Here is a 19181-nt window from a genome sequence, read left to right on the forward strand (position 1 = left end):
CAATGGCTCGTTTCGATGGAATCCCGGTAGATTCGCCGGTTAAGAGCAAACCACGATTCTCTGGTGAGCTGGTGGAACCTGCGGGCTCCACTGCAGGTGCGACGTCCACCGGTCAGCGCGGCCAAGTTGCGCCGGACGGATGGCGATACGGCCCTAGTCGCGACCTTGCCTATGGCGCCAGGTCGGTTCTGCAGGGTGCTGGCGGCTTGCTCGGCGCTGTCGGTGGCGATGCTTTCAACAACTACGTGGCCAATCCCCTCGCGCGCGCTGTGGGAATGCAGGAGGCTCGTCCCTACCGTGAGGAAGCCTCAGCTTTGGCTGACCGTCTCGGCCTTCCGAGGGCTCAGACTTCTGGCGACCGCGTGTTGGGCGACGTGGGCGAGGCGCTGACCGGAACCGGATTGACCCTTGGTATCGGCGGCGGAATCAACGCGCTGGCAAACCTAGGCCGTAGCGCAGCGGCCCCGGTCACGAACCAGCTTGCCAGCTTCCTATCTGCTCAGCCGGCCCTGCAGGCCGTGTCTGCTGCTACTGGCTCAGGAGCCTCTTCTGTTGCGCGAGAGGCGGGCGGCACTCAAGGCAATCAGCTGTTGGCCGGTCTGGCCGGTGGATTTGCACCTGGCACCTTGAGCGGACTTGCCAGTCTCGCCACAGCTGGTCGTGTCAGCGCCACTGGCACAGTGCCAACGGCGGCGGCTGGTGTCGCGCGCCGGGCGGCGAGGGGGAATGACGCCTCGGGCGTGCAGAGCATGATTGACGACTTCGCTGCTTCTGGCACCTCGCCGAGTGTCGGGCAAGCCACTGGTAATCGTAGTGCTAGCGCCCTTGAAACCTACCTCGGCAATACTCCGGGTGGCTCGGGCCAGATTGCCCAGCGCGCGGCCGATCAGGCGGCCGCTGCACGTAACGCCACAGATGACCTGTCCAACAGGATATCGGCCGGTGGCGCGGACCTGACTCCAACTCAGGTCGGAACGAACGTGCAACAGGGAATCTACGGGCCTGGTGGCTTTGTTGATCGAACCCAGTCGGTTTCGGATCGGTTGTATAGCGAACTGGATCGCCATCTCCCTGCCGGTGAAATGGTTCCCGTCTCCAATGCCCGAGGCGCGCTCCAGGAAATCAACGCTGCGATCAATGGAGCACCCGAGCTTTCCCACCTGTTCGATCAGGCGGCTCTCAAGCAGATTGAGCGCGCGCTGGTCAGCGATACCACCGGTGGTGCATCAGTCCTCAGCCGCCCAGGGATGCGTGAGAATGCGGCCGCCTACAGACAGTACTTAGAGCGACAAGCTCAGGAGGCTGCGGAGAGGAATGCGCGCAGGCAGTCGTTGGGAATGACTGTGATGGAGCCGGTGCCGAGCCGAGCTGACATTGAGCAGAACCTGAGCACCACCTTGGGCAACATGGCAGACGGGACGCTGCCTTATCAGGCCCTTAAGGAACTGCGCTCGAAGGTTGGCAAGCAAGTCGGGGCGACGTACCTGACCCGTGACGCGGCCCATGCTGAGTGGAAAAAGCTGTATGGGGCTCTCTCCCGAGATATGGAGGCTGCCGCCACGACGCCGGAGGCCAAGAAGGCGTTTGCCAGAGCCAACAACTATTACCGGCTCAGGGAGCAGCGTTTGGACGCTATCGGCAAGATCGTCCAGAAGGAAGGGGGCCCGGAGGCTGCCTACCAAGCCATGTTCACTGGTGCGCGGAATGGCGCCACTCCCCTGAAGCGTGTGATGGACTCGCTCCCTGCACAGGTGCGCGCTGACGTCAGTGCATCCTTCTTGCAGCGGATGGGACGTGCTAGCAAGGCCAACCAGAACGCTGCCGGCGATGCCTTCTCGATGGAGACGTTCTTGAGCAACTGGGCGGACATCAGTCCCGAAGCTAAGAAACAGCTATTCAGCAATGCGCGGTTCGGGACGGACTACGTCCAGAACGTAAATAAGCTGGCTAGGATGGCCGACTCCATTCGCAGCGGCAGCAAGGTGTTCGCTAACCCGCCGGGCACAGCCAAACAGACCGCCCTCGGCGTGACACTTGGCGGCACAGGACTTATCGCTGGACAGAATGCGTTGCAGGGAAATCTGGGCCAGGCCGCAATCACCGTCGCGTCGACTCTAGCCCTGGCAGGTGCCAACAACCTTCTCGCCAGAATGATGACCAACCCCAAGGCGGTCCGCTGGCTTGCTCGGAACACCGAGCGGGACAGCGGCGACATTGCCGGTCAGATCAATGCGCTGCTGCAGATTGGCAGGGAAGAGGACGACGACGAGGTGGTGGAGCTGGCACAGCGTCTGAAGGCTGAGACGGCCGGAGGCCGTTAGCCGCCGAAGAAGGTCAGAACCGAGTACACCAGCCCAGCGACTGCAGCGAGACCCAGGGGGACGGCAACGATGGCCAAGGCGATGGATCTGCCGCCAGCCTTCCCCTCTGGGTAGCGCTGGTTGAAAGCCTCGCTCTTCATGGCGTCCCAGCTCTTCTGGGGATCGTAGTTGTTGGTCTTCCAGTCCATAGCGATGCCTCAGTTGGTCTTGGCGCCGTTGCGCTTGGTCTCGGATGTCACATAGGCCATGCAACCTTCCACGAACGACTTGGAGCTCCCTCGACAGTTCTGCACCGAGGATGTGCCTTGCTCTGAGGCCCAAGCATAGCCCGCCCTGTGCCCGCTGCAGTCTGAGGAGCACTTGTAGCCCATAAAGGTGCCAGGCGGATCAGGCTGTACAGAGCGCTTGTCTACCCAGCGGTACTTGATGGTCCGGCATGCACTATCAGTGGGCAGGGGCGTAGCAGTGTACGTCCGTAACCCATCTCGAACGCAGGCATACAGGACTCCCTCCTTTCCCTCATACGTCTGGGCGAAGGTGACACAGGACATCGTTAAGAGGGCCATAAAGGCGAGCGCGGTCGGGAACAGTCTGTCCATGAGTCCTCCCCCTGTTTGGGCGGATCGTACACCAGGGGGCTGGTGCGGGCCGTAGGCCGACTACCACCGATTTTGAGACCAGTACGCGCGCGTTGGACCGTCCAGCGGCGTCCACATAGTTCCAGCAGTCTGGACCAGACAACTGAGGGGGAAGTATCCGATGGACCCAAGCATCGCCGAGCTGAAGATCACCCGCCGCCCTGGCCAATCGGACGAGGAGCTCCATGCAGAGCAACTGGCTGAAGGGGTCAACAGCAACGCGTTCTTGGCCCTCCTGTTTGCTCAGCATTCCGGATTCGCCAAGGGCTCGGAGATAGGCGAACTGGTTGGGGCTACCCAACAGGCCGTGGAGCGAGCTAAGCGGGGAGGAACCGAGCAGGCCGACTCCCTCCTTACCAGTCAGGCTATAGCCCTCAACGCGGTGTTTCTGGAGATGAGTCGGCGAGCGGCTCTCAACATGGGTAGCCATCTCAGGGCCACCGAGACGTACATGCGGCTTGCCTTGAAGGCTCAGTCCCAGTGCCGCTCGACCCTTGAGTCCCTTGCGGAGATCCGGAACCCCAGAACGGTGGCCTTCGTGAAGCAGGCCAATATCGCCAATGGGCACCAGCAGGTAAACAACGGCCCGGAAAGTCCGGGGCAAGTCTCGGAAAGGTCGGGTCAGGCCCGGCCGCGCGGGAGAGAAAACGTGCAGAACGTACTATTGGAGGAGAAAGCGAATGGCTAATGGTTGGACCCTCGAACGTCGACAGCGCCAAGCGCAGGCAATCCGGACTTGGCGTCCGTGGGAGTACTCGACAGGACCAAGGACCGAGGCCGGGAAGGCGGTGACGAGTAGGAACGCCTGGAAAGGAGGGGAGCGTCCGGCTTTGCGTCTGCTGACAGCGATCCTGAGAGGGGTCGAATCGTGAGCAGTCCATTTCTGGAGCCCTTAAAGGAGCGGTCCCATGTTGCTATGTGACGTCGCCCAAGTCCTTCCAGCAGAGGGCGAGCTGGACTACGTTGACCTGATTACGCGCGCTGGGCTGGCCAAGGACCTCATCCGTAGGATTGATCGGCACTACCTCCTCCATGAGGATGGGTGTCCCGGGGAGGTCGGCGAGGCGTGTTCCTGCGGCCTGGTAGTCGCCTTTGTAGGCCCCACGGCGGTGCTCATGGTGGACAGTCACTATGCCTACCGAACTGACCCCATCAACTGAGTTTTGTCAGGTCATAAAAGGGTGCTTGGCGTTGAATGCGCCAGATGGTATGGCGACGGTTCGGGTGAGGTGATTGGGTACATGGCTGGCACAGACAGGACTAGATGTCGTGGTAGAGCTGATCCCCCCCTGTTCTAAGGAGAGGGGCAGTTCGAATTGCATGGATGCTAATAAATTCAATCCCTTACGGAATTCTTACTTCTGTGAACTGCTGTGTGTTGGTTAGATTACGGCTTGGCGATTGACACATGTGGTACAGATCAAGACTGCCACGCGGCAGCGTGACGACCACGAAGCGGGGGCTTGTCTGTCTCTCTCTTCGTCCCTTTACCAGCTATCATCATGTTCTGACAAGGATGCGCAGGGGGCGCTATGACGGCAAAGATTCCGCTTCTCAAGGTTCGGCAGTGGGTGAATACGTGGGACCAGGCCGATTGGACCGACCACCTTCCTAAGCCTGAAGATCATTTCTTCATGGGTTCTGTGTCGCTGTCCGAACTTCGCAAGCTGGCGGGCGTGAGCCGTCGTCGAGTGGAGGAACGCGCCATGAAGGATGCGCCTGCAGGCTATCAGCGCGGGCATGACCGAGATAGATCTGACAAGATCGCTCGATATATCCAGTACGGCTATCCAGCGTCATCCACACGGGGCGATGTGCCCTTGACCACGCCGGATCTCATCCACCCTGGCTGGCTGCCCACGGCAATCTTGGTCAACATCTTGAAGCCTGGCGATGTCCGCTATCGAGGTGGCGTGGCAGTGGAGCTCGCTAGGAACGCGGCGATCAACGTCGTTGAAACGGATGGCCTATACCATCTCGAATTACCGAGCGTTGCTTCAACGGACATCGAGCCTCTTGAGATCATCGACGGCCAGCATCGAGTCTTTTCTGCCGATGGCCTTGATAGTCTTCTTTCTGACTACGATGTGCCCGTCGTCTTCTTCTCTGGTTTGACCACATCTTGGCAAGCCTACCTCTTCTGGGTAATCAACGTCGAACCCAAGAAGATCAATCCGAGTCTCGCGTTCGACTTGTATCCGGAGCTTCGGAATCAGCTTTGGCTGGACCGAGGGGAGGGGCTAAAGATCTATCAAGAACACCGCGCCCAGGAGCTTACAGAAGCACTTTGGAGGCATGCGAAGAGTCCGTGGAAGGGCAGAATTGAGCTGCTCGGAAATCGCGTGGAAGGGCACGTTTCAAACGCTGCGTTCATTCGATCACTGATCGCGACATTTATCAGAAGATGGGGTAACGATCACAAGGTCGGGGGACTTTTTGGTGCTGTCGACAAGGCGGGCGACGAGCGCATATTGCGATGGAATAGGTCCCAGCAAGCTGCCTTTTTGATTCATATCTGGTCAGATGTCGCTGCAGCAGCTAAAGGCAGTCAGAATGAATGGGCTGTTGCGTGCCGAGAAGCTTATGCATTACTACCTGATGCAGCTCGACAACGGACCAATCCGGAAGGATTGGATGCAGCCTTTGCCGGTCCACACTCATTGCTAGGTACAGACCAAGGCGTTCGCGCGATCCTGCACGTGTTCAATGCCATGTTCCAAGTGCGTTACGACGAAATTGGGCTGGACTCTTGGGTGCTGGACGACGTTGAGTCGCTGATGACCGATGATGGTGTGTCCCATGCGCTGGATTCATTGAAGAAGCACACCCGAATCACTCAGTACAGCGCAACGCTCGCCCGTGAATTGACTTGGACTGGGTTTGATTGGCGTACCTCCACTGGACCGGGTCTGACGAGTGATCAAAAGCCGCTGCAGGCATCTTATCGTGGTAGTAGCGGCTACACTGCACTGTTCGGCAACGTCATTGAGCATCTGACTAAGGCAGATAACCGCGAGATTAGCGAGACGGCCGCATCAGTCCAGCAGATGACAGGGAGGTCGAAATGAGTTCCGGTCGGCGGAGCCGTGGAGCCCCTGGTGGACGCAATCGGGGAGCTGGCGCGCCGCGCAGGTCCTCGCCGCCCAATCCTCATTCGGCCAGTCCGAGTATCGCCTCTATAGTCTGTGCATCGGCCTCCCCCTCCTCGCTGGCGCTTGCATATCCTGCGCTTGCGCCTGGGGCGGACGCGCACCAGCCGCTTGTTGCGGGTGGTGGGGATGCCGTACAGCTCGCCGGTGCCCACGTGTCGCACATGCTAGAGGCTTGGCGGTACTTCGGCGCGTCCGTTAATGCTCTGCTCGTCAATTCACCATACAACGCAATTCATTTCGCCTATTACGCCCAGCTACGCGCGGCAATGGCAGTGTTCTCGGGTGAAGGCGTGTTCGTACAGCAGGGGGCATATTTCTACCTCGACTCATCTGGCACGAGGCATAATTTCTCAGCGGCTGGCACGCACACCTTCGTATGGGAGCTTTGGCGGGAGTGGATTAAGGGCAGCCGGGCTGAGGATCTGATCGGTGACCAGATCAAGCTTATGCCCTTGGTCAGCCTTTCTGACATTGTTCCCTCGCCGCGTCCAGGTGGGGTGCTGGAACGCTGGGGCTTTGACCTCGCGGTTGGCGCGACGGAGAAAACTGCGAGAAATGCCGCTAGCTATGATTCAAAAGCGCCGTTCCCAATTCCTGTTCTGACTTCTGACCACGTATCAATTGTGCGCTCAATCTGGCGGCTGCTGCTCAGTGATGACTCCGCAATCGCGTTCGATGCTGCCTTCGTTAGATACTTGGTTGACCTTGCCGTCACTGACGCTATTGCATCTGGCGGAGCGGATGACGAGATCATTTCTCGCGAGCAGCAGCTTGAGGAAATTGCTACTAAGGTGGCGGGTGCGACTGGTCAGGACGCGACGGCTCTGTTAAGACGCTTGTCAGACCCTGGTGCTGACGACCGTCTCTTTGCCGCTGCCTCAGAGCCGCAGCAGGATGTTGTAAATGTGCTTGCACGAGCGCTTTTTTTGGTCCGAATTGCGTCTCTTAGCGTGGCGCGCGCTCTTGGTAATGATGAAAGCTCGGCGCGCAGCTGCAAGAGTTGGATCAAGTGTTGGTTGTCCGCAATTGGCGTGATTCCCGCTGGAGAATTTGAAGTCCAAGATCTGGTGGTGGACTTTGAGGATGCTATTGCCGAGCTCGACTTCTCCGCAGGTGCGGAGCTGCCAAGCACCTTGTGGCTGGGTGAGGCGGCTGAATACTCTGCGCGTCTTTCCAAAGTCGAAAGCGTTTGTGCGTGGGGTCTTCCGCTCTAGCTGACAAAAAACTAGTCCTTGATCACTATTTCTTCGTACTGTTTTCGAGATGCGCCGTTTCCCGAGATAGAACTAAATCGGGAGAGCGGCGTAGTCTTGAAGCCGTGATCGTTGAAAAGCTTCACAACTGATGAGTGGTTCGCATTTGTGGCAACGACGTGAGCGCCTCTCTCGCGAGCTTGGCGCAGGCTGAGGGCAAGTCGCTCTTGATCACTCCAAGAGAAGAGTTTTTCGTTGTATTTGACAAAGCCGTTATTGTTATGTTGAACCGTATAAGGTGGATCGGCGAAGATCAAATCGCCCTCCGCTGCTTCAGCAATGATTTTTTCGAAATCAGCACGCACGACTTTCGCTGCACGCAAAGCTTGGGCAATTGCGGAGAAATCGTCTGTTTCGAGAAGCACGCTCTCCTTTGAGCCTTTGGGTACATTGAACTCACCCTGCATGTTCACACGGTAGATACCGTTGAAGCATGACCTGTTAAGGTAAAGAGTTCGGGCAGCTCTGCTTAGGGCATCGGTGGGGACAGTACTTCGAACCAAGTAATAGTGCAGTTCAGAGTGGGCCTTGGCATGATCGCTAAGCGCCTTGTACAGTTGCTTGTGCCTCGTTTTCATTTGGTTGAAGAGGTTAACGAGCTCTGCATTCTGATCGCTGAGAATTGCTTCTTGAGGCTGAAGTGCGAAGAAAACCGACGCCGAACCCATGAATGGTTCGAAATAGCGGTTAAAACTTGTGGGAAGCTCAGATAAGTGGTTACGTATAAACCAGCGTTTGCCCCCGGGCCATTTCAGAAACGGCACGAGGGGCTTGCGGTCGCTGTTGGCGCTGGAGGTGTGGAGTGCTGACATCTTGGACGCCGATTCTTCTTGTGCAGCAATGATAACCTAGCGCCTCCTTGGGAGAGGCGATCTCTAGCGTCCCCGCGATAGCTCAACCGGCTTTTAATAGCGGAGTTGGTTAAAGGCTCCAACGCCTGCTGCAGTCGCATCATCCCTGAACCAGTCGCTCACGGTGTCCTTGTGGACGCTCGCCAGTGAGTCGGGCAGGGCTAGAGCTGCGGTGGCATGGGTGTCCAATGGCACCTCACGCCATTTCCCCAACTTTGGTCGCCCATCATCCCCCTCGTCGGGGGGCTCTCGACCAGCAGGCGCCATGGCCCCGTCAGAAGTCATCAGGATCGTAGGGCTCAAGATGTGGCGTTGCTCCGGCTAGGCCGAGCGCTTCATTGAGCGCGTCCATAGTCGTCCAGATCCCCCCCGCTTCCGTCATACCGGAAGCGGATACCACACCCGTTAGCCCATCGAGCCACAGTGGCAAGCCTAGGCTTCTTGCCTGGCTGGCAGAGTTCCTGCAGGTCGCGGAACTGAAGGATCGGCTTGTTCAAGGGGATAGCTCACCTGGCGGGGAACGTGCGCCCTTCCTTCAGGCATTGGGACAGTCTCCTCTCAAGCGCGTAGGAGTCGTTCTGAAGTGCCTCGAGCCCTGTGCAAGCGCGTTGATCGTGAAGCTCAAGCTGTGCATGGAGGTACATCCCTCCGACGAGAACGGAGGAGAGCAGCGACAGGGAAATGGGCAGCCATACAGGCGCTTCTAAGTCAAATAAGTCAAAGATGTTCAGGATGTTCAGTACGGCTCCGAACGCATCGTTGTCCGAGTGTGCCTAACCCTCTCAGAGCCCGTGTGTGGCTGCCAGTCAGGGCAATCCTGACACTCTCGCGGACTGATGGCCGATGCCGAGCTGAGGCTGGAAGCAGATGAAGAAGGAGTTGATCTGAATCTGGCCTTACAAAACAATGGCTTGCGCCTATATGTAGCCCTGACTGGTGGATTTTTCTGATGCGGTGAATTGTCTGAAGATTCGCCAAGTCCTGTTGCTCCCACTTCTTGCCGAAGGGATGGGATTAGCGCCTAATCCGCTAACCAAATGAGCTAGGAGATATCGATGAACGCAGTATCTGAGGATGCACAAATGGTTGGGGAGGAAGAGAATCCAAAAGGGCTTGGGATTGAGCAAGATGTCACGCCATTGAATACGTGTTCGCAGAACACTGGCGACACGGACACGGACACGGACACGGACACGGACACGGACACGGACACCGACACCGATACCGATACGGATGCCGATACTAGCTCTGATACTGGTAGCCCAGGAAACGCCAACACAACCGAGGTCGATTCGTCTGTTGAAGAGTCGGAGATTAAGGCCATCGATGGGACGGAAGGCGTCACTGACCAGGCTGTCGGACAGAATCCTAAGGCGGAGCCCGAGGAGAGCGAAGTTCAGAAGACTGTTAATCAGAACACCGGGGCGGGTGTTCAGAGGAGCGGGGTGACCGTTCAGTACGCCATTGAGGAAGTGATTGGCGATGCTTATGAGAATGCTCCTGATGCTCCTAACGGCGGAAGGCGGTTGCTCTAGAGCAAGTAGAAGCGAAGTTGCTTTTCTGCACAGGTGGTCTAGGTCGATTCCCATCGCTGAGGAGTGATGGGCGGTGTCTCTCCGAGACTTGGAAGCCATGCGGCGTTCGCCTAGACAGCCTTTTATTGACATCCGGAGGCCATGATTAAGGTCGAACCCGGCTCGCTGTTGCGGCGGAGCCTGCTTTTTGTAGAGGCTTTCTCTGTGTGGTAAAAAAGTGCTCGCAGGCGGTGCAACGCCGTCTGTTTCCACAGGGGGATCATATGAAGCTACCAGGCTTGATAGTGGTTGCCGTGGCTCTATGCGCGGGTTGCGCGACCACTGAAGGTGTTCAGTTCCGTTCTTTGGGTGTGCCGAGGGACAAGTCCATCACGCAGGAAGATCGTGCGAAGCTCTTGGATGAAGCCACCGCAGATGTGCTCAAGCACTGCAAGGCGCAGTTGGAGACAATGGAAGCTCGGGCGGTCCGGCAGCGCAGAACGTCGCTCTGGGTCTACGGTGCTGGTCTAATCGCTGGTTCTGTCATAGCGCCCGCACTCACCGCCGCAAACGCGGCTAAGCATGCAGGTGCAATCGCGGGCCTAAGTGGGATGGCTGGGGCGGCTGGATTGGCGGGAAAGGCCTTGGAGGACACGGGATTCAGCGGTAGCTCTACAGTCTCGGAGAGGGCCAAGATCGCTGAGACCATCCGCATACAGCTTCCTACAGCGTCCAACATCACTGAGCCTGACGAAAAGAGGTACGCAGCGTTGGGAATCATGCAAGCCGCGTGCATTGCTTACGACCTTACGGTGCCTAAGGGGCCTGGTACTAAGACGGAGTAGGATCACTAGCGATTAGGAACTAGATCAGCTGCGGTCAAGATTCCTCGATGCTTCATCGATTTGCTCGGTCAACAACATCAATGCCTGTGCGATGGCGGCTGCGAATACCGGGCCGCCATCATCGGTGTGCTTCTCCGCAATTCCTGGAAGCAACGCGCCCCAGGTGCGAGACAACTCGCTTGGATCGGGATGGGAGATCACAGTTGCTCGAAGGCCATATTCCAGCGCTTTCAAATAGCCACGCTGTGCCTCAAGTTGTGCCTCGCACGCCAGCAGGCGCTCAAGGATGTTCTCTGTTGTTGTCGTCATAGTGGATGATGGACAGGTGCGAAGGAGCAATCCATAGTCTGCGCAGGCCAACGGACTTGTCCAATGAGCATCCTCAACGTCCTCCTTACTCGTGACCATCTCGTCGTTGCGGTGGATACCTTGGCCGAGGATGCCCGCACGGGTGCTCATTCGGCAGGCGCAAAATTGCTGCTGATCCCTCAGCACAACCTGGTGCTGGCCACGCGTGGCTCCGCCCAGTTCTTCCTCCGCATCTACGAGTTGGCCCTGCAGGCCAGCTTCCGCTCGGACTTCACGATGGAGCAACTCACCGCCGAGCTGGGTCTAGTCGTTGACCAGTTGTGGCCGAACTACGAGAAGGCGGCAGTCGAGGCGGGTCTTCCGCTCGAACAGCTCGGGACCGAGTTGGTGCTTGGGGGCTGGTCGCCGAAGGACGGCAGGATGGTGGCCACGGCGTATGCCAAGAACGACAGTCAGAGCCCGACCCGGGTGCAGCCGATCGGGGGGCAGCTCGCGTCGCCAGGCGAACCGCTCAAGGCTGTGACTCCGAGCATGGTCCAAGCCGACCTGGTATCCCATGCACGGCTGCAAGCCAGCTACCTCAACGAACAGATGGGCCGGCAGGTGGCGGGCGGCCGACTGCTGGCTGGCTTCCTGCAGAAGGGGCAGGCCGTAGTCAAAGACCTAGGGGCGATCTGATCTGGGGCGGAGTGCTGGAAGAATCGGCCGCACATGGCCGGAGGGTAGCCCTGCCGGCCGTGGCCGGAGCGTGATCCCGAACGGTTCAGCCGGTGAGCGATCCCTTGTCGCAGCCTTTGCGACCGCCGGCCGTATCCTTCCGGCCATGCAGTACTCCCACGGCTTCCGCACCACTCCGATCCCTTCTGGCTGGGTCCAGACCGGTGAGCGCTGGGCGCTTTGGTACAACGGCCGCGAGACGGCTAGCGTCACGCCCGACGGGGGTCCCGGGGTCCGGCTATGGATGGAAGGCCAGAAGATGTGGGAGGTGAAGGAAGTGCGCGCGGCCAACGTTCGGCAGGCGAAGCGGTACGCCGAGCGCTGGTGTGCGGCCAGGCTCTACCCCGATCTGCCCCTGCGCCAAGCGGTTGCCCGGCTGACCGACAGCACCCCGATCCAGCCGGAGCCCCCGCTGCCCGGCCTGCCGCCGACCCGTGAGCAGCAGCAACAGGCTCGGCGCCTGGCCGAGGCAGGAGCGAAGGAGGTCGAGCGGATCAAGGAAGCGCTGGAACCACGTCGACCGCCGAAGGAGACCAAGCCAAGGGCGAGGGATCCCATGAAGGCCTGGGTCAGGGCAGGTAAAGAGCAGCTGTCCCGAGCTCGAATCTGATCCCCCGTTCACGCGGGGGGCGATTGCCGGACCTCCCTGGCGTTGCAGCCCCTCTTTGCTTAGCGTCGGCGGGGGGCCATCTTGCCGTTAGCACCGATTCCCAGCCTCTTCTCGAGTCTCGCCTCCGCCGTATCGAGTGGTGGCGGGGGAATATCACGCATAGATATTCTTGGAGCTGCTACAGGTCGCAGGCGGCATTGGTTCCACCAAGCCTCCAAGTCTTCTCTATGGATGCGATCCGACTTGGCGCTTTGCCCGAGTCTCACAGCGGCGAGCTGCCCGCCATCAATGGCTCTGCGTATCGTCTTGGCAGAGCACGCGCTTTGCTCAGCCGCTTCTGCAACGGTCATCAGCTTGCCGGGAGGTTGCACTAGCGTTTCCCCTTGCGATCGTCATAGCGCCGTAGCCGGGCAAGCGCCTCCTTCATCTCAGGGGAGGTCGCAGCTAGGGTTGGTGCGGAGGTTGTGGATGGACGCGTCCAAGCCTTCGCGCCGTAGATTGCCTGATAGAGGGCAGACTTCTCGTAGAGCTTCTTGCCCATGAATTTGCGTGGATGGAGGTCGTATTCATGCGCCCTCGCATTGAACTGGCTAACTGATACGCCGCAGTAGTGCGCCGCCTCTTCCGCCGTCAGCCAGTCCTTGCCAGAAAGGTCGATCCGGAGGGTGGTCAGCTGCTGCCTCAGTAGGGCGATCTCCTGCTCAAGCGGCAGTGCGGCTGGTAACTCGTCCATGGCTTCTCCTTGGTCTGTAGCCGAGAGTAGCGCCCTGGGGCATGATCGGCACTGGCCATTTGGGGGCATTCGATGACTGGGGATGTGCTGTCGCGCGCTGAAGTCGAAGAGATCACTCGGACCCCGCTCAGGGCTAGGCAATTGGCCTTTTTCTGCCAGAACCGAATTCCCCATCAGGTCGACCAATACAACCGGGTGATAGTGCTTCGTAAGGCAGTGGGGGCGCCAGAACGACTCGACGCGCCTAGGCCTGCTTGGCATTCCAGCAAGGATGTCTGAAATGTCTGAAAAGCTCTGCCTCACCAAGGATGAGATCAAGGCGCTGACGCGGACGCCCCAGAAAGCTCGTCAGCTGCAGTTCCTGCGCCAGAACGGTATCCGGCACTACATCGATGGGCACGGATGGCCGGTGGTACTGCGGGCCGCAGTGGGCATTGTCGAGCCGACGCCGGCCGTCAAAGCCGTCCCCTGGTGGCCGAACAAGGCCGGACCACGTCCTGGCTGATCGGCCAAGCAAACGAATTTCAAACCCATAACACGATAGGGAGGGGCATCAGCCTCTCCTCTATGCCGGCGCAATGCCGGCACCCTACTGACTAGGAGCCTATCGTGTTCATCGAACGATCCAATTCCCCCCTTGAGTACCTGGCCGCCTTCGCCGTCGTCTTCATGGCAGGCGTGCTTAGCGCCCATTTGCCGCGCTGACCACTGTTCCCAGGACGCCTGCACCGCCTCGGGAGCAGGCGTCCCACCGAAGCCCAATCGTTCCAACGGAACCAACTTCCCCTGCAGGCAGAACCAACTCGGACGCAGGCCGCACGAGTTGGGGTACGTAGTCATTGGATAGTTAACGTACCTAGGTAGCTTAAGTAATCGACACTTGCTGAAACCGTTCATACCTTGGGTGTCCCTTCCGCAACGAGGTGACAACCACATGGACTCTGCTCAGAACATCCGCTTCATTCGCCGGCAGGAGGTGGAGCGCCGGACCGGTAAAGGTCGTTCCACGATCTATGCGTCGCTGCAGCACTCCAACAAGCGCTTCGACCCGAGCTTCCCGCGACCCGTTCGCATCGGCCCGGGCTCGGTGGCCTGGGTCGAAAGTGAGATCGAAGACTGGATCAAGCTCCGCATTGCTGAGCGCGGCGCGAGCCCCGTCTAGTCACCAACTCGACAGGACTCAATCGCCGTCCTACCCCAGGAAACCTTGGGGGTAGGAGGCGCACCGACCCATCAATTAAAGGGTGGGAAGGGCAGGGGCAGTTCCGGAACTTATATCTTTGCCATTGGACGCGAGTCTCCAATGCATGAGTGGAGTCGGTCCGCTCCTACCTCTCTCCCTATCTGGGCGGCCATTCGGCCGCGACGGAGAGATATGTACAAGAAGGAAGAGAACATCGTCGGCCAATGGGCTGACCGGATGATTGAGCACGAGGGTAGTGCCTGGATCGTCCGTCCCTCGAAAGACTACCCAGCACAGATCGTGCAGGTTGATCGAGTGATGCGCGCTCTTGTGAAGTCAAAGGCTGAAATGTTCTGGAGCCGCCGTGTTGTTGGACTGACACGGACGGCTGTACACCCGGTCGCGCGGGCTCTCCGCCAGTGCGTCAACATGGACTATGGAGGCATAAAGAGTCATTTCTCCAAGCAGAAGCTGAGCCCCTACTTTGAGCTGCTGGCGGAAGAATTCCTTAGCCACCGAGCGGATGCTATCGAAGGCGTGAGCCCGGACGTGGCAGAGGCAAACGCATGGGTCGAACGCATCCGAGCGATCGCGCGGAGCAGCGAATTCACTCAATTGGTGGCCACACAGGAGCGCAGTGCCCGGAAGAATGCCAAGGCAGCCTTGGACTACCTGCAGGCCCTGTATCGGCAGCACTCTCGTCTCTGCGTCGTTCGTTTGGACGTAGGTTACAGCGCAGCCCATCGCGAACTGCTGTCAGGTCGTAACGTGGATCCCGTGCGTATCAAGCGCGACTTGGCCACTTGCTTGCGCAAGCTGCGCCGAAGCTACCCAGCCTTGGTAGGGTACGTCTGGAAGTTGGAGTTCGGACCGAGCAAGTCCTACCACGTTCACCTGATGGCATTCCTCAATGGGCATCTGGTTCGCCAGGATGTGCGGATTGCGCAGGCGATTGGTGAGTTCTGGCAGGACGAAGTGACGCATTCCGATGGGAGCTATTGGAACTGCAATGCCCGGAAGGAGTTCTATGAACGAACCAATTCCCTAGGCATAGGGATGGTTGAGTACGATGATGAGGCCAAGCGGCGGCGGCTTGAGTACAGCCTGCTCTACCTGACCAAGGCGGATTACTACGTCCGCCTAAGCGAGCCTGGCTTGGGCCGGACCTTTGGCAAGGGACAGGCTGGGGGCGACTCGCTCAAAAAGCTCGGGAGGCCCAGGATATAGTCGAAATGAGGGGGAGGGGGGATATTCCCCTCCCTTTCTGCTCTTAACGAACCTTGCGACGGGCCCGAGTGTTGAGGCTTCCCTCTACTACTCGCGCGAACTGGGGATGGACCGCCGGGTCATGGTTGGTCCAACGCTGCAGTAGCTGGCGCGGGTTGGTGCTTCTAGCCTGATGATCCTTCCCGAACTTCTGCATGGCCGGCAGGATCTCCGCCCACAGATCTTGCTTTGTGGCACGGGAGTTGTCGGGCATCGCCTTCAGCATCTCCACTACCATGTTCCTCAATGGCACGATTCGACTGCCAGTGATCCGCCCGCCCAGAGCAGTCAGCTCAAGCTGGGTCGCGTGCGAGCTGCAGGTCCCGAGGTAGTAGTTACACCTCACAAGCGCGGCCCAAGCGCGGCCAGCATCGTGGGCATCGTGAGCAATCTGGGCCTCGAGAAGGAACAGCATCGCCGCTTCAATCAGCTCGTGAACCTCAGGCACCACATTCATGGATCTCAGCAGTTGGATCTCGTTGTCCAACTTCGTCGCAAGGTGTCGATCCTCCTCAACCCGGTCGAGCAGATCGTTCCAGACTTCTGCGTAGGTGCCTACCCGATTCAGTGGCAGCACCCGAAGGCTGAACTCAACCTCCATGTCAAAGCCAGCCCTCCTGATACAGTCATACAGCCAAGGCCGCTCTCTGTCAGTTGCGAACGTTCCTGCCGAGCTCCAGGGCGGAGGCGCTTCCGGGTCAAAATCTGGCAAGTCCACAAATGATCCTAGGTGAGTAGGCACTATCTGGAGGGGGATCCGAGGAGGCGGCCTGTAGGCGGACCGGGGAGCATACCAGTTGCTTTAGTGAGTCGCTTTGTGAGTCTAAAGTAGATAAAAGTAGATTGAATAATAATCAAATCAATCACTTGTACTTTCTTTGTGGTTGCTGGTGGGCCACCAACCCAGCATGCATGAACAGCTGCTGGTCTGCCTTCAAGGCAACATCTGATCCACACGCAAGGATCGAACATGCCCGACACCCGCGCCCCGGTGGAAGACTTCACCACTGAAATCGAAGACAGCCGGCATCTGTTCGCCTGGTGCCTGGCGCGCTACGGCCAGATTCCCGAAGCGCTGGCAATCGAACAGGCACGCGAACGCTATCCGGACCAGACCGCCGGCCACGAATACGAGCACGAACTGCTCTTCCACGACGAGCCCTGGCATTGGGCGATGCTGCATGTGCTGGGCGAAGGGTACTGGCACCAGAACCCGGAACTGTTGCAGCCGTCGCTGGAGTACGACACCGAATCGGACGCGCTGTGCCTGGCGCGCGGCGAGCCGATTCCCTTGCTGGATGAGGATGAGTATCTCGGTGCGCTTGCGCACGCGCGCCATATGCATGCGTGGACGTTGATCCATCAGGCAGGGATTGACGAAGAGCAGGCACAGCGGCAGGCGCTTGAGTACTACGCGTACTTTCCGCCGCATCATCGCTGGCGCATGTGCGTCCACGATGCGCGCGCTGCATGGGTCGACGTGATGAGCGTGCTGCACATCAATGACTACTGGAGCCGGCCCGAACTGCAGAGGCCGCCTGAGGCGTACTGGCGCGCGTCACGTGCATTCGCCCTGGCACAGGGGCTCCAGCTGCCGGAAAATCCGCCTCCCTCATGAGAGGGCGCTGCAAGGGTGGCATGATGCGGCTTCCGCCGATCCGTACGACAAGGAGCCCGCATGAAGCGCAGTGCCCGTATGTTCGTCGCCCTGACTACCCTTGCGGCACTGCCTGCCGCTGCCGAGCCATCCGACTCACCCAAGCGCCCGTCGGTTGACACCCTGCAACGCCTGATCGTCGACAAGGCACCGCAGACGCGCGTAGCAACACCGGACCACGAGCGAATCACCGCACGGCGCATCGATATCGTCGATGACACGGGGGTGATCCGCATGACGCTGTCCGGAAAGACACCGGCACCGATCATCGATGGCCTGCAGTACAAGCGCGCCTTCAATGTGGCCGGCATGGTGCTGTACGACGACCAAGGCAGCGAACGCGGTGGCTTCGGCACCGCCGAAGTCGACGGCGGCATGGCGGTGCTTGCGCTGGACCATCCGGCGATGGATGCGATCGGCTGGCGGGTATCACCCGATGGTGCGGTGAGTTTTTCGATCAACCAGGCGCCGAAGCTGATCCGCGAGCCTGCGCTGGGCAACAAGCTGATTCCTGGGGTGCAAGCACCGACCCGCATCGGTCTGGTGGTCGGGCCTGACGGCACGCCGGCCATCGCCTTGAACGACAAGGCAGACCGCACGCGACTGCGCCTGACTGTCACTGCGGAAGGCTACGGTGCGATCGAGTTCCTCGATGCGCAGGGCAAGGTGATCCACACATTGGCGCCGGAGGCTGAGCTTCGGCGCTAGCGCGTGGGGGGCGCCGATCGGCGCTTACCCGCGCCGCCCCCTGCCATCAATGCTGTACCGCCCGGCCCCGGTGCAGGCCAGCAGCAGGAAGCCACCGGCCAGCCCCAGGTTCTTCAGGAACATGATCTGTTGGGTCTGGTCGGCGAAGTTGTGATGGAAGATGAAAGCGGTGACCAGGCTGAAACCCACCAGCACGATCGACACCAGCCGGGTCTGGAAGCCGAACAGGATGCACAGTCCGCTGCCGATCTCGAAGGCGATGGTGGGCCAGAGCAGGATGCCGGGCACGCCCATCGCTTCCATGTAGCCCTGGGTGCCGCTGAGATCACCGAGCTTGCCCAGGCCGGAGATGAGGAACAGCGCCATCAGCAGGATGCGTGCAAGCAGGTAAGCGAGCGAATGGGATGAGTGGCTCACGTCGGTGTCCTCGGAGATGGCCGGCGAAGGCGATCGGAGCCCACCGGCAGTGAAGCCCGTGTCTACGCCAAGGGCAAGGCGCCTTGACAGCTGGCCGTCCGCAGGAGACCTTTCTCCCATGACGATTGATATTGAATCGCTCAGCCTTCGGGAGCTGGGCGCCTTGGTGGTTGCCGCTGAACAGCGGAAACAGCTGATTTCCAGCCGCCGTCCGGCCAGTGCGGTACGGCGGATGTTGAAGGCCGCAGCAGCAGAAGCGGGGTATACCCTCGAAGAGCTGTTCGGCGGAGAGGTGAACGAAGAGGCCGCTCCCCGCCGGAAACCGGCACGGCGCAGAACCGGGAAAGTGGCTGCCAAGTACCGTGACCCGGAGTACAAGCGCCTGACCTGGTCCGGCCGCGGGCGCATGCCGCGCTGGCTGGCGTCCAAGGTGCAGAAGGGCCACAAGGTGACCGACTTCCTGATTCCCGGCCTGGCCCGGCCGACGGCGCGCAAGAGCAGCCCGATCGGCAAGCGCACGGTTTTCAAGAAGGATTGAACCTGCCGCGCTGCTACCCTGCCGGGGTCTTTGAACGAAGGAACACGGGATGGCGCACGATGGCAGCATGACGATCTCATCCAGAGCCCTCTACATCGCGGCAGGCGCGGCGGTGCTGGTCAGCCTGCTGGCCTGGGCGGTGGAATGGAGCGGGATGGCCTATGTCTGCCCGTACTGCCGCGTGCAGCGCACGGTCATCGGCGTGCTGGGTGTGCTGACGCTGTTTGCACGACCGGGCGGTCTCATCGTGCCCTGGTTGTCGTACACCGCAGGCGGCTTCGCGTTCGTGGTCGCGGCGATGCAGCACTTCAACGGCTGGAAGCGCATTTCCGCCGGAGATTTCGGCTTCAACGCGCAGTGGTATATCGACCCGTGGCTGCTGTCAGGTTGCGCGATGCTGATCCTGGTGGCGCAGCTGATGCTGGTGCAGGCCGCATGTCGGCGCAGTCTGCACTGAAGCCTGCCCACG

At 59.7% G+C, this 19181-nt stretch carries 21 protein-coding genes; 14 read left to right on the plus strand and 7 right to left on the minus strand.

Going from position 1 to position 19181, the window contains the following annotated elements; all coding sequences use genetic code 11:
* The first annotated feature begins 2 nt into the window (after positions 1-2).
* Positions 3-2321: a hypothetical protein gene (locus ACMZ91_RS05060; protein ID WP_414576846.1), complete on the plus strand. Its 2319-nt coding sequence runs from the start codon at positions 3-5 to the stop codon at positions 2319-2321.
* Here the strand turns inward: ACMZ91_RS05060 and ACMZ91_RS05065 are convergent.
* Positions 2318-2509 (minus strand): hypothetical protein, encoded by a 192-nt coding sequence (locus ACMZ91_RS05065; protein WP_139727760.1) that lies wholly within the window; start codon positions 2507-2509, stop codon positions 2318-2320. The two genes, ACMZ91_RS05060 and ACMZ91_RS05065, sit on opposite strands and share 4 nt — an antisense overlap.
* 571 nt (positions 2510-3080) lie before the next feature.
* On the opposite strand from ACMZ91_RS05065, the gene ACMZ91_RS05070 reads away from it, so the two are divergent.
* The 3 genes from ACMZ91_RS05070 (at position 3081) to ACMZ91_RS05080 (ending at position 7325) form a co-directional block, all read left to right on the plus strand.
* Positions 3081-3647, plus strand: a complete 567-nt coding sequence (locus ACMZ91_RS05070; protein WP_414576848.1) for a hypothetical protein — start codon at positions 3081-3083, stop codon at positions 3645-3647.
* A gap of 844 nt (positions 3648-4491) precedes the next feature.
* Positions 4492-6027: a DGQHR domain-containing protein gene (locus ACMZ91_RS05075; RefSeq protein WP_414576850.1), complete on the plus strand. Its 1536-nt coding sequence runs from the start codon at positions 4492-4494 to the stop codon at positions 6025-6027.
* Positions 6028-6272: 245 nt separating this feature from the next.
* Positions 6273-7325 carry a hypothetical protein gene (locus ACMZ91_RS05080; RefSeq protein WP_157804494.1) on the plus strand — a complete coding sequence of 351 codons (1053 nt, stop codon included), beginning with the start codon at positions 6273-6275 and terminating at the stop codon, positions 7323-7325.
* Positions 7326-7336: 11 nt separating this feature from the next.
* Here the strand turns inward: ACMZ91_RS05080 and ACMZ91_RS05085 are convergent, their stop codons facing one another.
* Positions 7337-8176, minus strand: a complete 840-nt coding sequence (locus ACMZ91_RS05085; protein WP_414576853.1) for a DNA adenine methylase — start codon at positions 8174-8176, stop codon at positions 7337-7339.
* A gap of 1094 nt (positions 8177-9270) precedes the next feature.
* On the opposite strand from ACMZ91_RS05085, the gene ACMZ91_RS05090 reads away from it, so the two are divergent.
* Positions 9271-9750 (plus strand): hypothetical protein, encoded by a 480-nt coding sequence (locus tag ACMZ91_RS05090; protein WP_414576855.1) that lies wholly within the window; start codon positions 9271-9273, stop codon positions 9748-9750.
* 848 nt (positions 9751-10598) lie between these two features.
* On the opposite strand, the gene ACMZ91_RS05095 is transcribed toward ACMZ91_RS05090, so the two are convergent.
* Positions 10599-10883, minus strand: a complete 285-nt coding sequence (locus tag ACMZ91_RS05095; RefSeq protein WP_414576857.1) for a hypothetical protein — start codon at positions 10881-10883, stop codon at positions 10599-10601.
* A 63-nt stretch (positions 10884-10946) separates the two neighbouring features.
* Between ACMZ91_RS05095 and ACMZ91_RS05100 the strand changes: the two genes are divergently transcribed.
* Positions 10947-11561 (plus strand): hypothetical protein, encoded by a 615-nt coding sequence (locus ACMZ91_RS05100; protein ID WP_414576859.1) that lies wholly within the window; start codon positions 10947-10949, stop codon positions 11559-11561.
* A gap of 145 nt (positions 11562-11706) precedes the next feature.
* Positions 11707-12210: a hypothetical protein gene (locus ACMZ91_RS05105; protein ID WP_414576861.1), complete on the plus strand. Its 504-nt coding sequence runs from the start codon at positions 11707-11709 to the stop codon at positions 12208-12210.
* Positions 12211-12269: 59 nt separating this feature from the next.
* On the opposite strand, the gene ACMZ91_RS05110 is transcribed toward ACMZ91_RS05105, so the two are convergent.
* Both ACMZ91_RS05110 and ACMZ91_RS05115 read right to left on the minus strand, forming a co-directional pair.
* Complete coding sequence (locus ACMZ91_RS05110; protein WP_414576862.1) at positions 12270-12560, minus strand: excisionase family DNA-binding protein; 291 nt, start codon at positions 12558-12560, stop codon at positions 12270-12272.
* Positions 12561-12580: 20 nt separating this feature from the next.
* Complete coding sequence (locus ACMZ91_RS05115) at positions 12581-12943, minus strand: hypothetical protein (RefSeq protein WP_414576864.1); 363 nt, start codon at positions 12941-12943, stop codon at positions 12581-12583.
* A 280-nt stretch (positions 12944-13223) separates the two neighbouring features.
* Here ACMZ91_RS05115 and ACMZ91_RS05120 point away from each other — a divergent pair, with 280 nt between their 5' ends.
* From ACMZ91_RS05120 to ACMZ91_RS05130, 3 genes are all read left to right on the plus strand, one after another.
* Entirely contained in the window at positions 13224-13448 is a 225-nt protein-coding gene (locus ACMZ91_RS05120; RefSeq protein ID WP_049423717.1) for a DUF4224 domain-containing protein, read from the plus strand.
* Positions 13449-13877: 429 nt separating this feature from the next.
* Complete coding sequence (locus ACMZ91_RS05125; protein WP_139727734.1) at positions 13878-14105, plus strand: helix-turn-helix transcriptional regulator; 228 nt, start codon at positions 13878-13880, stop codon at positions 14103-14105.
* A gap of 213 nt (positions 14106-14318) precedes the next feature.
* Positions 14319-15353, plus strand: a complete 1035-nt coding sequence (locus ACMZ91_RS05130) for a YagK/YfjJ domain-containing protein (RefSeq protein ID WP_414576869.1) — start codon at positions 14319-14321, stop codon at positions 15351-15353.
* Positions 15354-15396: 43 nt separating this feature from the next.
* On the opposite strand, the gene ACMZ91_RS05135 is transcribed toward ACMZ91_RS05130, so the two are convergent.
* Positions 15397-15993, minus strand: a complete 597-nt coding sequence (locus ACMZ91_RS05135; protein WP_139727731.1) for a hypothetical protein — start codon at positions 15991-15993, stop codon at positions 15397-15399.
* Between the two features lie 369 nt (positions 15994-16362).
* Between ACMZ91_RS05135 and ACMZ91_RS05140 the strand changes: the two genes are divergently transcribed.
* Positions 16363-17010, plus strand: a complete 648-nt coding sequence (locus ACMZ91_RS05140) for a hypothetical protein (protein ID WP_414576871.1) — start codon at positions 16363-16365, stop codon at positions 17008-17010.
* A gap of 60 nt (positions 17011-17070) precedes the next feature.
* Positions 17071-17757 (plus strand): hypothetical protein, encoded by a 687-nt coding sequence (locus ACMZ91_RS05145; RefSeq protein ID WP_414576873.1) that lies wholly within the window; start codon positions 17071-17073, stop codon positions 17755-17757.
* A 24-nt stretch (positions 17758-17781) separates the two neighbouring features.
* Here ACMZ91_RS05145 and ACMZ91_RS05150 read toward each other — a convergent pair whose 3' ends face one another.
* Positions 17782-18174 carry a DoxX family protein gene (locus ACMZ91_RS05150; RefSeq protein WP_032128569.1) on the minus strand — a complete coding sequence of 131 codons (393 nt, stop codon included), beginning with the start codon at positions 18172-18174 and terminating at the stop codon, positions 17782-17784.
* Positions 18175-18292: 118 nt separating this feature from the next.
* Here ACMZ91_RS05150 and ACMZ91_RS05155 point away from each other — a divergent pair, with 118 nt between their 5' ends.
* A complete protein-coding gene (locus tag ACMZ91_RS05155; protein WP_049423730.1) occupies positions 18293-18712 on the plus strand; it encodes an H-NS histone family protein in 420 nt (139 codons plus the stop codon).
* 49 nt (positions 18713-18761) lie between these two features.
* Positions 18762-19169: a hypothetical protein gene (locus tag ACMZ91_RS05160; protein ID WP_414576875.1), complete on the plus strand. Its 408-nt coding sequence runs from the start codon at positions 18762-18764 to the stop codon at positions 19167-19169.
* The last annotated feature ends 12 nt before the right edge of the window (positions 19170-19181 follow it).

Origin of the sequence: Stenotrophomonas sp. FR024 (assembly GCF_047500745.2) — a bacterium.
Lineage (GTDB): Bacteria > Pseudomonadota > Gammaproteobacteria > Xanthomonadales > Xanthomonadaceae > Stenotrophomonas > Stenotrophomonas maltophilia_A.

What these genes read in the sequence shown, in the direction of transcription:
- ACMZ91_RS05060 (WP_414576846.1), top strand. Translation starts at nt 3, where the DNA reads ATGGCTCGTTTCGATGGAATCCCGGTAGATTCGCCGGTTAAGAGCAAA.
- ACMZ91_RS05065 (WP_139727760.1), bottom strand. Translation starts at nt 2,509, where the DNA reads ATGGACTGGAAGACCAACAACTACGATCCCCAGAAGAGCTGGGACGCC.
- ACMZ91_RS05070 (WP_414576848.1), top strand. Translation starts at nt 3,081, where the DNA reads ATGGACCCAAGCATCGCCGAGCTGAAGATCACCCGCCGCCCTGGCCAA.
- ACMZ91_RS05075 (WP_414576850.1), top strand. Translation starts at nt 4,492, where the DNA reads ATGACGGCAAAGATTCCGCTTCTCAAGGTTCGGCAGTGGGTGAATACG.
- ACMZ91_RS05080 (WP_157804494.1), top strand. Translation starts at nt 6,273, where the DNA reads ATGCTAGAGGCTTGGCGGTACTTCGGCGCGTCCGTTAATGCTCTGCTC.
- ACMZ91_RS05085 (WP_414576853.1), bottom strand. Translation starts at nt 8,176, where the DNA reads ATGTCAGCACTCCACACCTCCAGCGCCAACAGCGACCGCAAGCCCCTC.
- ACMZ91_RS05090 (WP_414576855.1), top strand. Translation starts at nt 9,271, where the DNA reads ATGAACGCAGTATCTGAGGATGCACAAATGGTTGGGGAGGAAGAGAAT.
- ACMZ91_RS05095 (WP_414576857.1), bottom strand. Translation starts at nt 10,883, where the DNA reads ATGACGACAACAACAGAGAACATCCTTGAGCGCCTGCTGGCGTGCGAG.
- ACMZ91_RS05100 (WP_414576859.1), top strand. Translation starts at nt 10,947, where the DNA reads ATGAGCATCCTCAACGTCCTCCTTACTCGTGACCATCTCGTCGTTGCG.
- ACMZ91_RS05105 (WP_414576861.1), top strand. Translation starts at nt 11,707, where the DNA reads ATGCAGTACTCCCACGGCTTCCGCACCACTCCGATCCCTTCTGGCTGG.
- ACMZ91_RS05110 (WP_414576862.1), bottom strand. Translation starts at nt 12,560, where the DNA reads ATGACCGTTGCAGAAGCGGCTGAGCAAAGCGCGTGCTCTGCCAAGACG.
- ACMZ91_RS05115 (WP_414576864.1), bottom strand. Translation starts at nt 12,943, where the DNA reads ATGGACGAGTTACCAGCCGCACTGCCGCTTGAGCAGGAGATCGCCCTA.
- ACMZ91_RS05120 (WP_049423717.1), top strand. Translation starts at nt 13,224, where the DNA reads ATGTCTGAAAAGCTCTGCCTCACCAAGGATGAGATCAAGGCGCTGACG.
- ACMZ91_RS05125 (WP_139727734.1), top strand. Translation starts at nt 13,878, where the DNA reads ATGGACTCTGCTCAGAACATCCGCTTCATTCGCCGGCAGGAGGTGGAG.
- ACMZ91_RS05130 (WP_414576869.1), top strand. Translation starts at nt 14,319, where the DNA reads ATGTACAAGAAGGAAGAGAACATCGTCGGCCAATGGGCTGACCGGATG.
- ACMZ91_RS05135 (WP_139727731.1), bottom strand. Translation starts at nt 15,993, where the DNA reads ATGGAGGTTGAGTTCAGCCTTCGGGTGCTGCCACTGAATCGGGTAGGC.
- ACMZ91_RS05140 (WP_414576871.1), top strand. Translation starts at nt 16,363, where the DNA reads ATGCCCGACACCCGCGCCCCGGTGGAAGACTTCACCACTGAAATCGAA.
- ACMZ91_RS05145 (WP_414576873.1), top strand. Translation starts at nt 17,071, where the DNA reads ATGAAGCGCAGTGCCCGTATGTTCGTCGCCCTGACTACCCTTGCGGCA.
- ACMZ91_RS05155 (WP_049423730.1), top strand. Translation starts at nt 18,293, where the DNA reads ATGACGATTGATATTGAATCGCTCAGCCTTCGGGAGCTGGGCGCCTTG.
- ACMZ91_RS05160 (WP_414576875.1), top strand. Translation starts at nt 18,762, where the DNA reads ATGGCGCACGATGGCAGCATGACGATCTCATCCAGAGCCCTCTACATC.